Below are 13,377 nucleotides of genomic sequence, written 5' to 3' on the forward strand. Positions count from 1 at the left end.
GTTTTTCTTTTTGGGCTTTCTGCCGCTGGGGTGGTCCCTGGTTCTGAGGGGGGGGGCCCCCGGTGTTGCACGGGGGCCCCCCCCCTCCGTCGTACGCACGTCACGTGAGGAAGGTCAGGCCTTCACACGGACTTCCTTGCGGACCTTGAGCGCGGTGGCCGAGGCGTTGTCGAGCGAGAGCTTGCCCGCCATGGCGTTCGCGACCTCGACGGGGACCACGACGCCGAGGGTGCTGTGGTCGCTCCAGATGCAGACCGGCATGCGGATCTCCTTGGGCCCCGAGGACGAGCCGCTGCTCGCGTTGTCGTTCTCGATCACCGACTCCTGGCACTTGAGGGCCGCGGCGCCCGTGCTGAAGTCCTTGGGGCTGCCGACCAGTTCGCCGGTCTCCGAGTTCTTGCCCTGGGAGTCGTGCTTGAGCTTGGCGAACATGGCGTCGACGACCTTCTCGGGCTTGTCGATGTCGCCGTAGACGCCCATGAACTGGATCGCCTTCTGCGCCAGGGGGTTGCTGTCGTCCCCCGACTTGTAGGCGGCGTCCACGTCCTGGGGATCCTTCACGCCCGCCTTCTCCGCGGCCGTCAGGTCGCTGGAGTTGAAGCCGCCGCTGTCGCCCTCGTTCTTCTCGTACTCGCCGAGGAGCGTGCCGGGCGTGGTCAGCGTGTGCGGGCCGTCGTCCTTGATGCCGCCGTCCGCGACGGTCGAGGAGCCGCCCTTGTCGTCGTCCTTGCCCGCCAGGAGGAAGTAGCCGCCGACGGCGGCCGCGGCGACCACGGCGACGGTGGCGATGATGATGCCCGTCTTCTTCTTGCCGCTGCCCGGGGGCGGCGGAGGGACCTGCCCGTAGGGGGCCTGCTGGGGGAACTGCCCGTAGGGGCCGGGCTGCTGGGGCTGGCTGTAGCCGCCCTGCTGGGGCGCCTGCTGCGGGTAGCCGTAGCCGGGCTGGGGCTGCGCCGGGGGCGCCTGCTGGGGGTAGCCGTAGCCGGGCTGGGGCGCCTGCGGCGGCTGGCCGTAGGGGCCGGGCTGCTGCGGGGGCTGCCCGTAGGGCCCCGGCTGCTGGGGCTGCCCGCCGCCGTACGGGCCGGGCTGCTGGGGCTGCTGCCCGCCGTACGGACCCGGCTGGTGGTAGCTCATGGGGGTTCCCCTCCGAAATGCTTTATGTGTTTCCGACATCCTGACGCAACGGGGCCCGGTCGCATGACCGGGCCCCAGTACGTTCAGAATCACCCGGGCCCGCGCACACGGCCCGGCGGGCGTCAGCTCTTGACGCGGACTTCCCCGCGGAACCTGGCCGTGGTGGTCGAGGCCTCGTCGAGGTCGGCGGCGCTGCCGGACAGCGCGCTCGCGACGTCCGTGGTGACGACGTAGCCGATGGTGCTGTGGTCACCCCAGATGCAGGTCGCCGCGGACATCTCGCTCGGTCCCGAGGAGCCGGACGAGGAGCCGGCCGAGGAGCCGGACGTACCCGCCCCGCCGCCCATCGCGACCTTCATCTCCTGGCACTTGAGAACGGCGCCGTCGAGCTCGGCGGGCTTGTACTCCTTGGGCTCGCCGACCAGCGTGACCTTCTGGCCGGTGCCGCTGCCGGAGGTCTCGTTCTTCTTCTTGGCGTTGGTGAACATGTGGTCGACGACCCCTTCCGGGTCCTCGATGTCCCCGTAGACGCCGCCGAAGCTGAGGATCTTCTGCGCCATCGGGTTCTCCTTGGAGCCCGACTGGTACCCGGCGTGCACGTCCTTGGGGTTCTTCACCCCCGCGGCCTCGGCCTTGTCGAGGTCGATGCTGTTGAGGCCGCTGGACTGCTCCTCGTTCTTCTTGTAGTCGGTCAGGACGGTCATCGGCGTGGTCAGCTTGTGCGGCCCGTCGTCCTTGATGCCGCCGTCCTCGCCACCGCCCCCCGCGACGTTCGAGGATCCGCCGTTCTTGCCGCCCTTGTCGTCGTCGCCGCCCGCGAGGAGGACGTAACCGCCGACGGCGGCCGCGGCGACCACGGCCACGGTGGCGATGATGATGCCGGTCTTCTTCTTGCCACCGCCCGGGGGCGGCGGCGGAACCTGCCCGTACGGGGCCTGCGGAGGCATCTGGCCGTACGGGGCCTGGGGCTGCTGCCCGTAGGGGCCGGGCTGCTGGGGCTGGCTGTAGCCGCCCTGCTGGGGCGCCTGCTGCGGGGCCTGCTGGGGGTAGCCTTAGCCGGGCTGGGGCGCCTGCGGCGGCTGACCGTAGGGGCCAGGCTGCTGCGGCTGCTGGCCGTACGGCCCGGGCTGCTGGGGCTGCTGCCCGCCGTACGGGCCCGGCTGGTTGTAGCTCATTACTGGGGGTCCCTCCCGATGCTTATATGTTTCGAACATCCTCGCGGACGTGCGCTCGGGGTTGGGCTCCCGGGTCGGATCGATGCGGAGTTGTTGAAGGGCTGTTCCATAGGCCGGACGTACGAAGACCCGGGACGGCGCACCGCCCCGGGCCTTTCCTCCCCCTATGCTCCGCTACGCCTTGACGCGGGCGGCCTTGCGCAGGTCGGCGGCGAACTCGGCGACGTCGTCCGCGGCCATGCCGCCTCCCTTCCCCTTCGCCATCGCCGCCACGTCGACGCCGAACACGATGCCGTACGTACTGTGGTCGGCCCACATGCAGATCGGCAGCTTCGTCTCGCCGCCGTCGTCCTTGATGCTGGCGGTCTGGCACTTCATGACGGCGTTGTCGAGGCCGTCGGGCTCGACGGTCTCGGGGCTGCCGGTGAGTTCGACCTCGTCACCTTCGTCGGTGGACTTGCCCGACTCCTTCTCGGTGTTCTCGTCCGCCTTGGCGAAGCCGTCGTCGACGGCCTGCTCAGGGTCGTCGATGTCGCCGTACATCCCCTGGAAGCTCATCTGCTTCCCCTTGAGGGTCGCGCCGGTTTCGTACGTGGCCGACACGTTGTGCGGGTCCTTGATGCCGATCTCCTCGGCGTTCTTCTTGTCGCCGGAGCCGAGCGGGCCTCCGTCGGGGGCACCCGCTTCGTCGCTCTTCTTGTACTCGCCCACCGAGCCCGGCGGCACCAGCCTGTGCGCGCCGTCGTCCTCGACCGACGTCGAGTCGCTGCCGCCGAAGACGAAGTAGGCGCCGACACCGAGCGCCGCGACCACGGCGACCGCGCCGATGACGAGCCCGGTCTTCTTCTTGCCGCCGCTGCCGCCACCGGGCGGCGGGGGCGGGACCTGCCCGTACGGGGCCTGCGGCTGCTGCTGCCCGTAGGGGCCCTGCGGCGGCTGCCCGTAGGGGCCGGGCTGCTGGGGCTGGCCGTATCCGGGCTGCTGAGGCGGCTGCTGGGGGTAGCCGTAACCGGGCTGGGACGGCTGCTGCGGCTGTCCGTAACCCGGCTGTCCGTAACCCTGCTGGGGCTGCTGGCCGTAGGGCCCCGGCTGGAGTGGCTGCTGCCCGTACGGGCCCGGCTGGTTGTCGCTCATGACGTGGGTCCCCCCGTGGGAATTGATGTGTTCCGGCCATCCTGGACGAAGCCGTGACCCCGTGGGGGGCGTGGCGGCAACCGTTATCGAAGATTCCGGTTTCTGGACCGCTCGGTGACCCCTCTAAACTGACCGCGTGACCGAGAACGCTCAGCAGCAGCCCCCAGCGACCACTCCCGAACTGCCGACCCAGTACGCGCCGGCCGAGGTAGAGGGGCCGCTGTACGAGCGCTGGGTGGAACGGGGTTACTTCTCGGCCGACGAGAAGAGCGAGAAGCCCCCGTACACCGTCGTGATCCCGCCGCCGAACGTGACCGGCGCACTCCACCTCGGCCACGCCTTCGAGCACACGCTCATCGACGCCCTCACCCGCCGCAAGCGCATGCAGGGCCACGAGACGCTCTGGCAGCCCGGCATGGACCACGCGGGCATCGCCACGCAGAACGTGGTGGAGCGCGAGCTCGCCAAGGAGGGCAAGTCCCGCCACGACCTCGGGCGCGAGGAGTTCATCGAGCGCGTCTGGAAGTGGAAGGGGGAGTCCGGCGGTCAGATCTCCGGGCAGATGCGCCGTCTCGGTGACGGCGTCGACTGGGAGCGCGAGCGGTTCACGATGGATGAGGGCCTCTCGCAGGCCGTCCAGACCATCTTCAAGAAGCTCTACGACGACGAGCTGATCTACCGCGCCGAGCGCATCATCAACTGGTGCCCGCGCTGCCTGACGGCGATCTCGGACATCGAGGTCGAGTACCAGGACGACGACGGCGAGCTGGTGTCGATCAAGTACGGCGAGGGGGACGAGACGCTCGTCGTCGCCACCACTCGCGCCGAGACGATGCTCGGCGACACCGCCGTCGCGGTCCACCCCGAGGACGAGCGGTACAAGCACCTCGTCGGCAAGCAGATCAAGCTGCCGCTGACCAACCGCACGATCCCGGTCGTCGCCGACGAGCACGTCGACCCCGAGTTCGGCACCGGCGCCGTCAAGGTGACCCCGGCGCACGACCCGAACGACTTCGAGATCGGCCAGCGCCACTCGCTGCCGAACATCGCGGTCATGGACGAGCACGCCGTGATCACCGTCCCCGGCCCCTTCCAGGGCCTGGACCGCCTGGAGGCCCGCTCCGCCATCGTCGGCGCGCTGCGCGCCGAGGGCCGCATCGTCGCCGAGAAGCGCCCGTACACGCACTCGGTCGGCCACTGCTCGCGCTGCAAGACCACCATCGAGCCGCGCCTGTCGATGCAGTGGTGGGTCAAGGTCGGCCCGCTCGCGAAGGCCGCGGGCGACGCGGTCCGTGACGGCAAGGTCAAGATCCACCCGCAGGAGATGGAGAAGCGGTACTTCGACTGGGTCGACAACCTCCACGACTGGTGCATCTCGCGCCAGCTCTGGTGGGGCCACCGCATCCCGGTCTGGTACGGCCCGAACGGCGAGGTCGTCTGCGTCGGCCCCGACGACGAGGCCCCGACGGGCGAGGGCTGGACGCAGGACAACGACGTGCTCGACACGTGGTTCTCCTCGGGCCTGTGGCCGTTCTCCACCCTCGGCTGGCCCGAGCAGACGGAATCGCTCGCGAAGTTCTACCCGAACTCCGTCCTGGTCACCGGCTACGACATCCTCTTCTTCTGGGTCGCCCGGATGATGATGTTCGGCCTGTACGCGATGGACGGCACCCCGCCGTTCCACACGATCGTGCTGCACGGCATGGTCCGCGACCAGTTCGGCAAGAAGATGTCGAAGTCCTTCGGCAACGCGGTCAACCCGCTGGACTGGATGGACAAGTACGGCTCGGACGCCCTGCGCTTCACGCTCGCCCGCGGCGCCAACCCCGGCACGGACGTGCCGATCGGCGAGGACTGGGTCCAGGGCTCGCGCAACTTCGCCAACAAGATCTGGAACGCCACGCGCTTCGCGATGATGAACGGCGCCACGATCGAGGGCGAGCTGCCCCCGGCCGAGCAGCTGTCCGCCACCGACCGCTGGGTGCTCTCCCGCCTCAACGCGACGGTCGCCGAAGTCGACGCGCTCTACGACGACTTCCAGTTCGCCAAGCTCTCGGACGCCCTCTTCCACTTCGCGTGGGACGAGGTCTTCGACTGGTACGTCGAGCTCTCCAAGACGACCTTCATGGCGGGCGGCGAGGGCGCGAAGGTCTCGGCCCGCGTCCTCGGCGAGGTCCTCGACGTCACGCTGCGCCTGCTCCACCCGATCGTCCCGTTCGTGACGGAGACGCTCTGGACGGCGCTGACCGGCGGCGAGTCGCTCGTCATCGCCGACTGGCCCGCGGACAGTGGCTTCCGCGACGCCGCCGCCGAGCAGGAGATCGAGACGCTCCAGCAGGTCATCACCGAGGTCCGCCGCTTCCGCGCCGACCAGGGTCTGCAGCCGGGCCAGAAGGTCCCGGCCCGCCTGACCCTCGACGGCACGGCGCTCGCCCCGCACGAGGCGGCCATCCGCCAGCTCCTGCGCCTCCAGCCGGAGGGCGACGCCTTCACGGCGACGGCGACGCTGCCGGTCTCGGGCGCCACGGTCGCGCTCGACCTGTCGGGCACGATCGACGTGGCGGCCGAGCGCAAGCGCCTCGCCAAGGACCTCGCCGCCGCCGAGAAGGAGAAGGCGCAGGCCGAGGCGAAGCTGGGCAACGAGGCGTTCCTGGCGAAGGCGCCGGACAACGTGGTCGACAAGATCCGCGGCCGCCTCACCAAGGCGGAGGCCGACATCGCCCGCCTGCAGGCGCAGCTGGAGGCACTGCCGGCCGCGTAGCACCCACCGCACAGCCGAAGGCCCCGGAACCGTCAGAGCGGTTCCGGGGCCTTCGCACGTCCTGCTAGCGCCCCTGGCTAGGTGATGGACTCGGCGACGGGCCCGGTCGCCTGCCGTCCGATGGGGCCGAGCTCCTCCGGGATGCGCGGCAGCAGGTCGAGGCCGAGCCGTTCGAGCTCGGCCTCGGCCAGTGCGGCCAGGGTCTGGGGGTCACCGTTGCGCCAGCCCTCGGCGAGGCTGCCGGGGGTGGCGCCCGCGATGTTCGCAGCGGTCGCCGCCACCTCGTGGAGCGGTCTGAGCAGGGTGCGCAGGGCGAGGATCTCGCGGCCGTCGTCTGAGGCGGCGAGATCGCGGGCCGCGCCCGCCTGCCGGATCCAGCGCAGCCGGCGCGGCAGCCAGGCGGCCAGGACGAGGCCGACGGGCAGGACGAAGAGGGCGAGGGCGCCCACGGCCACGGCCGCCCGGACGGCCACCGGATCCATGGCGTCGACGACGTCCGCGACGCGCCGCAGCGCGGTGTCGACACGGCCGCCGACCAGTGGCAGCGGCGCGTCGTGTTGCTGCAGGGCGCGGGGGAGGGCGAGCAGGCAGGCCAGCCGGTACGTGAGGACGGCGGCGGTGGCCCACAGCGCGGTCCACAGGAGGATGCCGGCGTCACCGGCGAGCTGATGGGTCCGCCTGGCGGGGTTCTGGGCATACCACATGGTCCGATTTGACCCCCGCGGCTCCCCGGGGCCGGGCAGCCGCGCCGAAAGTACACCCGTTGTGTGCACACCCGATGGTTCGCCCGCAAAAGCCCAGGGTGCGGCAAATCACCAAATCAAGGACCTAAGTCCGGTGGTCCGGGCCGAAAGACCTTGGATGATGGAAGGCATGCGCAACCTGCCCGCCGCCCAGGCGATACGCCAGGCGGCGGCCACGGCCGGCCGCCTCTGCGGGCGCTGGTCCCGGGCGCCGCGGGCCCAGGACGCGCTCACGGCGGCCAGCGCCTTCGCGCTGATGAGCCTGGACGTGCCCGGCCTCGCCGAGGCGGACAACTCCCTCAACGGCCCGCTCGCCGTCCTGGCCCTCGCGGCCGGCGCGTCCACGCTGCTGCTGCGGCGCAGGCTGCCCTGGGTGACGTACGGGATCGCGCTGCTCTTCCTGGGCTGGCTGCACGAGCTGACGCTGGCCCAGTTCGTGCTCTACTCGCTGGGGCGCTACCGGGGCCGGCTGGCCGGGACGCTCGGCGTCATCGGATACGTCGCCTTCGCGTACGTGATGTTCAGCCTGCCGGGCTGGCCGGTGCACCGGGGGTCCACGCTCGGCTCGTTCCTGAGCCTGGTCGTCCCGATCGGGGTGCTCGCGGCGGGCGTCGGCGTCGCCGCGAACCGGCAGGACCTGGTCCGTGCGCTGGCGGCGCAGCGCGCGGAGACCGACACGCTGCACGCCGTCCAGCAGGAGCGGGTCCGCATCTCGCGGGACGTGCACGACTTCGTCGGCCGCGAGCTCACGCTGCTGAGCGTGCGCTCCCAGGTGCTTGCGCGCCGGGCCTCGGGCGGCCCCTTCGAGAACGACTTCGAGGAACTCTCGGAGACGGCGCGCAGCGCGCACCGGATGCTGAACGAGATCATCGTGCAACGCGGCACGGACGGCGCGCCGACCCCCGGCCTGGACGCGCTCCCCGAACTGGCGGAGCGCAGCGGCCGCGCGGGCAGCCCCGTCGACCTCCTGATCGCAGACGAGGCCCACCGCCTCTCCCCGCTCCGTCAGGCGGCGGTCCACCGGGTGGTCCAGGAGTGCCTGACGAACGCGGCGAAGCACGCGCCGGGCGAAAAGGTGACGGTCCGCGTGGCCCTGTGCGCCGACCGCCTGGACATCACGGTGACCAACCCGCTCCCCACCACGGCCCCGCCCGCCGCCCCGGTCTCGGCGGGCACGGGCACGACGGGCATGGCGGAACGGATCCGAGCGGTGGGCGGCACGTTCGCGGCGGGGCCGCGGGGGGACGCGTACGAGGTCCGGGCGACGCTGTCGGCGGGCGAACTGACGGGGGCCTGACGCGACGCCGCCTGCCGCGGGCCGGTGGGGGGTACTCGCGCAGTTCCCCGCGCCCCTGGGCGGTCCACCGCATCGCCCCGGGGGCAGCACCCTGAGGGTGAGGGGACGCCAGGGTTACCTAGGGGCGCGGGGAACTGCGCGACAAGCCCCCACGGCCCCGCAGACGAAGAACGCACCCCCGGCCGAAGGCCTACGCCGCAGACATCACCCGCTCAAGCCCGTCGAAGTCCTCGACACACTTCCCGCACCCCATCGCGACACTGTCCAGCGGATCATCGGCGACGAAGACGGGAATCCCCGTACCGGAGGCGATTCGCAGGTCGAGGCCGGGGAGCAGCGCGCCGCCGCCCGTCAGCACGATGCCGTGCTCCATGATGTCGCCGGACAGCTCCGGCGGGCACTCCTCCAGGGTCGCCTTGACCGCGGCGATGATGTGCTCGACCGGCTCGTCCAGAGCCGCCCGCACCTCGCGCGCCGTCAGGTCCACCGTCTTCGGCAGACCGCCCACCTTCTCCCGCCCCCGCACGGTGAACGTCCGCATCTCCAGCGCGTCCTCACCCGGCACGGGCCACGCGGAGCCGATGCCGACCTTGATGTCCTCGGCGGTGCGCTCGCCGATGAGCAGCGCGTGCTCCTTGCGTACGAAGTCGGTGATGGCCGCGTCGAGCCGGTCGCCGCCCACCCGCAGGGACTGGGCCGTGACGATGCCGCCCAGGGAGATCACCGCGACCTCGGTCGTGCCGCCGCCGATGTCGACGACCATCGACCCGCGGGGCTCGGCGACCGGCAGCCCCGCCCCGATGGCCGCGGCCATCGGCTCCTCCACGAGGTGCACGGCCCGCGCCCCGGCCCGCTGCGCGGCGTGCACGATGGCGCGCCGCTCGACGGGCGTGACCCCGCTCGGCACGCACACGACCATGCGCGTACGGGGGCGGCGCCCCGGCACGGCCTTGCGCACGAAGTGCCGGATCATCTCCTCGGCCGCTTCGTAGTCACTGATCACGCCGTCCCGCAGCGGACGGATGGCGGTGATGGACCCGGGCGTACGCCCGATCGTCTCCTTGGCCTCCGTCCCCACGGCGAGCACCCCGCTCTTGCCTCCCCTGCCCGACCGCACGGCGACCACCGACGGCTCGTTGAGCACGATCCCCTTGCCGCGCACGTAGAGGAGAGTGTTCGCAGTGCCGAGGTCGATACCTATGTCCATGATCGCCAAGTTTGCCCGGTGGCTCTCCCGAGCGGAGGGACCAAGGTCCCGAATCGGACGGGCCAAAGGTCCCGACAAAGGTCCCGGGGGACAACGTGGAGGTCCTGACGGCGAGTGTCGGCACCGCTCCGTAGACTGGCGTGCGTGAGTGACCTCTCCCCGCATGACGACGACCGACCCGCCGAGCCCGACGACGCCTTCGAGGAGATCGTCGGCGCCGAGACGGACCGTGACCCCGACCTCGCGGTGATCGAGGCCGGCAGCCGCACCCTGCGTGCCCAGGCGGGCCCGCCGCAGGGCGACATCCCCGCCCGTCCCACTGATCCGGAAGTGGACAGGGCGCTGCGCGAGGTGGAGACGGAGCTCGCCGGCCGCTGGGGCGAGACGAAGCTGGAGCCCTCCGTCAGCCGCATCGCCGCGCTGATGGACGTCCTGGGTGAGCCCCAGCGCGCGTACCCCTCGATCCACATCACGGGGACGAACGGCAAGACGTCCACGGCCCGCATGATCGAGGCGCTGTTCTCCGCCTTCGATCTGCGCACGGGGCGCTACACCTCGCCCCACGTCCAGTCGATCACCGAGCGGATCAGCCTGGACGGCAGCCCCGTCGAGGCGGAGCGCTTCGTCGAGACCTACAACGACATCAAGCCCTACGTCGACATGGTCGACGCCAGGCAGGAGTACCGCCTCTCCTTCTTCGAGGTGCTCACCGGCATGGCGTACGCGGCCTTCGCGGACGCCCCCGTGGACGTCGCCGTCGTCGAGGTCGGCATGGGCGGCAGCTGGGACGCGACGAACGTGATCGACGGCTCGGTGGCCGTCATCACCCCCATCGACCTGGACCACACGGACCGCCTCGGCTCCACGCCCGGCGAGATCGCCAAGGAGAAGGCCGGCATCATCAAGCCGGGCTCGACGGTGATCATGGCTCAGCAGCAGGTGGACGCCGCGCAGGTGCTCCTGAAGAAGGCCGTCGAGGCGGACGCGACGGTGGCCCGCGAGGGCCTGGAGTTCGGCGTCGTCGCCCGCCAGGTCGCGGTCGGCGGCCAGCTCATGACGCTCCGCGGGCTCGGCGGCGAGTACGAGGAGATCTTCCTGCCGCTGCACGGCGAACACCAGGCGCACAACGCCGCGGTGGCGCTCGCCGCGGTCGAGGCGTTCTTCGGCATCGGCTCGCAGCACGCGCGCCCGCTGGACATCGACACGATCCGCAAGGCGTTCGCGACGGTGGCCTCGCCCGGCCGCCTGGAGGTGGTGCGGCGCTCGCCCACCGTCGTCCTGGACGCCGCGCACAACCCGGCGGGGGCCCGCGCCGCGGCCGCCGCGGTCAGCGAGGCGTTCGACTTCAGCCGGCTGATCGGCGTGGTCGGCGCGAGCGACGACAAGGACATGAAGGGGGTGCTCGAAGCCTTCGAGCCGATCTTCGCCGAGGTTGTCGTCACGCAGAACTCCAGCCATCGTGCGATGGACGCGGACACGCTCGCGGGCCTGGCCGTCGAGGTCTTCGGCGACGAGCGCGTGCAGGTCGAGCCGCGTCTGGACGACGCCCTGGAGGCGGCGATCACCCTCGCCGAGGAAGAGGGGGAGTACGCGGGCGGCGGCGTGCTCATCACTGGTTCCGTCATCACGGTCGGCGAGGCCCGGCTGCTCCTGGGGAGAGGCTGATTCCTGTGCGTACGCTCTGCGCCTCGACGCTGATCGGCGAGTTCTTCGTCATCGGCTTCGCGGGTCTGGTCGCCATGAAGGACGAGGACCTGTCCATGGGCACGGTCTGGACGGTCTGCGGCATCGCGATGGCGGTGTCCGTGCTGCTCTGCGGAATGATCACCCGGCCCGGCGGGGTGCAGCTCGGCTGGGCGCTGCAGATCGCGCTGATCGCGAGCGGATTCGTGGTGCCGACGATGTTCTTCCTGGGCGCGGTGTTCGCCGCCCTGTGGTGGGCGTCGGTCCACTTCGGCCGCAAAATCGACGAGGCGAAGGCGCGTTTCGCGGCGCAATCGGCAGAACCGGCCTGACCCCGCGCACTCCGCGCCCCCACCCGGTTCCGGGGCCTCGGCACCCGGAACCGCCCCCACCCCCAGCCCTGCGGCACCCCCACCCCCACCGGCTCGGTATCGTGCCGGGCAACCCCCGTGATCGTAAAGATCGTAAGAACACCTCTTGGAGCCGCACATGAGCCAGCGCACCCTCGTCCTGCTGAAGCCCGACGCCGTCCGTCGTGGGCTGGTCGGAGAGATCATCGGGCGCATCGAGCGCAAGGCGGGCTGGACGATCTCCGCGCTGGAGCTGCGTTCGCTGGACCAGGAGACCCTGGAGCAGCACTACGGGGAGCACAAGGGCAAGCCCTTCTACGAGCCGTTGGTCGCCTTCATGTCGTCGGGGCCGGTCGTCGCGCTCGTCGTCGAGGGGGAGCGGGTCATCGAGGGCGTGCGCGCGCTCGCCGGGCCGACCGACCCGATCGCCGCGGCGCCGGGCTCGATCCGCGGCGACTTCGGCACGATCGTCCGGGAGAACCTGATTCACGCCTCGGACTCCGAGGAGTCCGCCGAGCGCGAGCTCAAGATCTTCTTCCCGGGCGCCGCCTGAACCGCAAAACCTTCGTCATGGTTTCTTGACGCGGCGTCAGGACGGAGCCGGACCAGTGCTGGGACGGCCGGAGAAATCCGGCCGTCCTTTGGCATATGCAACCCCAATTGGGGGAACCCGTGCCTCCGATGGCACGTCTGAAAAGGCGAGGCGACGCATCATCTGCTGACAATGGCGAAGACCCTAGCGCCGTGTTCGCGCAGCCGAGACTACGATGGAAGCCTCCACTGCCACACAGCACCCACCTCGCCTACCTAAAAAGCCATCAAACGCTCCAATAGGGAAGGCCAGACGCATCCTCATGGGGAACAACATGTCGTTCATCGGCCGTGACATGGCTGTCGACCTCGGGACCGCCAACACGCTGGTGTACGTCAGGGGTCGGGGGATCGTACTCAACGAGCCGTCCGTCGTCGCGATCAACACCAACACCGGTGGCATCCTCGCGGTCGGCGCCGAGGCGAAGAAGATGATCGGGCGCACGCCCGGCAACATCGTCGCGGTGCGTCCGCTGAAGGACGGCGTCATCGCCGACTTCGAGATCACGGAGCGGATGCTCCGCTACTTCATCCTGAAGATTCACAAGCGGCGCTACCTCGCCCGCCCGCGCGTCGTCGTCTGCGTGCCCTCGGGCATCACGGGCGTCGAGCGCCGCGCCGTCATCGAGGCCTCCTCGCAGGCCGGCGCCCGCCAGGTGCACATCATCGAGGAGCCCATGGCCGCGGCCATCGGCTCCGGCCTGCCGGTCCACGAGGCCACCGGCAACATGGTGGTCGACATCGGCGGCGGCACCACCGAGGTCGCCGTCATCTCGCTCGGCGGAATCGTCACGGCGCAGTCCATCCGTGTCGCCGGCGACGAGCTGGACAACGCGATCATCCAGCACATCAAGAAGGAGTACTCCCTCCTCCTCGGCGAGCGCACCGCCGAACAGATCAAGATCACCATCGGTTCGGCGTACGACATGGACGCCGACGAGCACACCGAGATCCGCGGCCGTGACCTGGTCTCCGGGCTGCCCAAGACCGTTGTCATCTCCGCCGCCGAGGTCCGCAAGGCCATCGAGGAGCCGGTCAACGCGATCGTCGACGCGGTGAAGACCACCCTCGACAAGTGCCCGCCGGAACTGTCGGGTGACGTGATGGACCGCGGCATCGTTCTCACCGGTGGCGGCGCCCTGCTGCGCGGCCTCGACGAGCGGCTGCGCCGGGAGACCGGCATGCCGATCCACATCGCCGAGGACCCGCTCGACAGCGTGGCGCTCGGCTCCGGAAAGTGCGTCGAGGAGTTCGAGGCGTTGCAGCAGGTGCTTGACGCCCAGCCGCGCAGATGATCTGACG

At 70.7% G+C, this 13,377-nt stretch carries 12 protein-coding genes; 6 read left to right on the top strand and 6 right to left on the bottom strand.

All coding sequences use genetic code 11. The annotated features are described in order from the left end of the window. Positions 1-114 precede the first annotated feature (114 nt). The 4 genes from ACFVYL_RS10415 to ACFVYL_RS10430 all read right to left on the bottom strand — a co-directional run bounded on the left by ACFVYL_RS10415 (position 115) and on the right by ACFVYL_RS10430 (position 3,443). Positions 115-1,134: a hypothetical protein gene (locus ACFVYL_RS10415; protein WP_389714385.1), complete on the bottom strand. Its 1,020-nt coding sequence runs from the start codon at positions 1,132-1,134 to the stop codon at positions 115-117. Positions 1,135-1,256: 122 nt separating this feature from the next. Beyond that, the gene (locus ACFVYL_RS10420; RefSeq protein ID WP_389714386.1) at positions 1,257-2,081 is read right to left on the bottom strand and encodes a hypothetical protein; all 825 of its coding nucleotides are present in this window, start codon (positions 2,079-2,081) and stop codon (positions 1,257-1,259) included. 105 nt (positions 2,082-2,186) lie between these two features. Continuing rightward, on the bottom strand, positions 2,187-2,309 hold the full coding sequence (locus ACFVYL_RS10425; protein WP_389714388.1) for a hypothetical protein: 123 nt from the start codon (positions 2,307-2,309) through the stop codon (positions 2,187-2,189). Between the two features lie 174 nt (positions 2,310-2,483). Beyond that, entirely contained in the window at positions 2,484-3,443 is a 960-nt protein-coding gene (locus ACFVYL_RS10430; protein WP_389714390.1) for a hypothetical protein, read from the bottom strand. Positions 3,444-3,579: 136 nt separating this feature from the next. Here ACFVYL_RS10430 and ACFVYL_RS10435 point away from each other — a divergent pair, with 136 nt between their 5' ends. Continuing rightward, positions 3,580-6,204 carry a valine--tRNA ligase gene (locus ACFVYL_RS10435; protein ID WP_389714391.1) on the top strand — a complete coding sequence of 875 codons (2,625 nt, stop codon included), beginning with the start codon at positions 3,580-3,582 and terminating at the stop codon, positions 6,202-6,204. A 77-nt stretch (positions 6,205-6,281) separates the two neighbouring features. On the opposite strand, the gene ACFVYL_RS10440 is transcribed toward ACFVYL_RS10435, so the two are convergent. After that, the gene (locus tag ACFVYL_RS10440; protein WP_389714393.1) at positions 6,282-6,908 is read right to left on the bottom strand and encodes a hypothetical protein; all 627 of its coding nucleotides are present in this window, start codon (positions 6,906-6,908) and stop codon (positions 6,282-6,284) included. 169 nt (positions 6,909-7,077) lie between these two features. Here ACFVYL_RS10440 and ACFVYL_RS10445 point away from each other — a divergent pair, with 169 nt between their 5' ends. Beyond that, positions 7,078-8,244, top strand: a complete 1,167-nt coding sequence (locus tag ACFVYL_RS10445; protein ID WP_389714395.1) for a sensor histidine kinase — start codon at positions 7,078-7,080, stop codon at positions 8,242-8,244. Positions 8,245-8,434: 190 nt separating this feature from the next. Here the strand turns inward: ACFVYL_RS10445 and ACFVYL_RS10450 are convergent, their stop codons facing one another. Beyond that, positions 8,435-9,451, bottom strand: coding sequence for a rod shape-determining protein (locus ACFVYL_RS10450; RefSeq protein ID WP_389714397.1), 1,017 nt, complete (start codon positions 9,449-9,451; stop codon positions 8,435-8,437). Between the two features lie 144 nt (positions 9,452-9,595). Between ACFVYL_RS10450 and ACFVYL_RS10455 the strand changes: the two genes are divergently transcribed. The 4 genes from ACFVYL_RS10455 to ACFVYL_RS10470 all read left to right on the top strand — a co-directional run bounded on the left by ACFVYL_RS10455 (position 9,596) and on the right by ACFVYL_RS10470 (position 13,370). Then, positions 9,596-11,116 carry a bifunctional folylpolyglutamate synthase/dihydrofolate synthase gene (locus tag ACFVYL_RS10455; RefSeq protein ID WP_389714399.1) on the top strand — a complete coding sequence of 507 codons (1,521 nt, stop codon included), beginning with the start codon at positions 9,596-9,598 and terminating at the stop codon, positions 11,114-11,116. 5 nt (positions 11,117-11,121) lie between these two features. After that, positions 11,122-11,466 carry a DUF4233 domain-containing protein gene (locus ACFVYL_RS10460; RefSeq protein WP_389714400.1) on the top strand — a complete coding sequence of 115 codons (345 nt, stop codon included), beginning with the start codon at positions 11,122-11,124 and terminating at the stop codon, positions 11,464-11,466. 157 nt (positions 11,467-11,623) lie between these two features. Continuing rightward, positions 11,624-12,037 (top strand): nucleoside-diphosphate kinase, encoded by a 414-nt coding sequence (gene ndk / locus ACFVYL_RS10465; protein ID WP_389714402.1) that lies wholly within the window; start codon positions 11,624-11,626, stop codon positions 12,035-12,037. A gap of 313 nt (positions 12,038-12,350) precedes the next feature. Further along, the gene (locus ACFVYL_RS10470) at positions 12,351-13,370 is read left to right on the top strand and encodes a rod shape-determining protein (protein WP_030362602.1); all 1,020 of its coding nucleotides are present in this window, start codon (positions 12,351-12,353) and stop codon (positions 13,368-13,370) included. Positions 13,371-13,377 lie beyond the last annotated feature (7 nt).

The sequence above is a fragment of the Streptomyces sp. NPDC058308 genome, assembly GCF_042880275.1.
Classification (GTDB): domain Bacteria; phylum Actinomycetota; class Actinomycetes; order Streptomycetales; family Streptomycetaceae; genus Streptomyces.

What these genes read in the sequence shown, in the direction of transcription:
- ACFVYL_RS10415 (WP_389714385.1), bottom strand. Translation starts at nt 1,134, where the DNA reads ATGAGCTACCACCAGCCGGGTCCGTACGGCGGGCAGCAGCCCCAGCAG.
- ACFVYL_RS10420 (WP_389714386.1), bottom strand. Translation starts at nt 2,081, where the DNA reads ATGCCTCCGCAGGCCCCGTACGGGCAGGTTCCGCCGCCGCCCCCGGGC.
- ACFVYL_RS10425 (WP_389714388.1), bottom strand. Translation starts at nt 2,309, where the DNA reads ATGAGCTACAACCAGCCGGGCCCGTACGGCGGGCAGCAGCCCCAGCAG.
- ACFVYL_RS10430 (WP_389714390.1), bottom strand. Translation starts at nt 3,443, where the DNA reads ATGAGCGACAACCAGCCGGGCCCGTACGGGCAGCAGCCACTCCAGCCG.
- ACFVYL_RS10440 (WP_389714393.1), bottom strand. Translation starts at nt 6,908, where the DNA reads ATGTGGTATGCCCAGAACCCCGCCAGGCGGACCCATCAGCTCGCCGGT.
- ACFVYL_RS10445 (WP_389714395.1), top strand. Translation starts at nt 7,078, where the DNA reads ATGCGCAACCTGCCCGCCGCCCAGGCGATACGCCAGGCGGCGGCCACG.
- ACFVYL_RS10450 (WP_389714397.1), bottom strand. Translation starts at nt 9,451, where the DNA reads ATGGACATAGGTATCGACCTCGGCACTGCGAACACTCTCCTCTACGTG.
- ndk (WP_389714402.1), top strand. Translation starts at nt 11,624, where the DNA reads ATGAGCCAGCGCACCCTCGTCCTGCTGAAGCCCGACGCCGTCCGTCGT.
- ACFVYL_RS10470 (WP_030362602.1), top strand. Translation starts at nt 12,351, where the DNA reads ATGTCGTTCATCGGCCGTGACATGGCTGTCGACCTCGGGACCGCCAAC.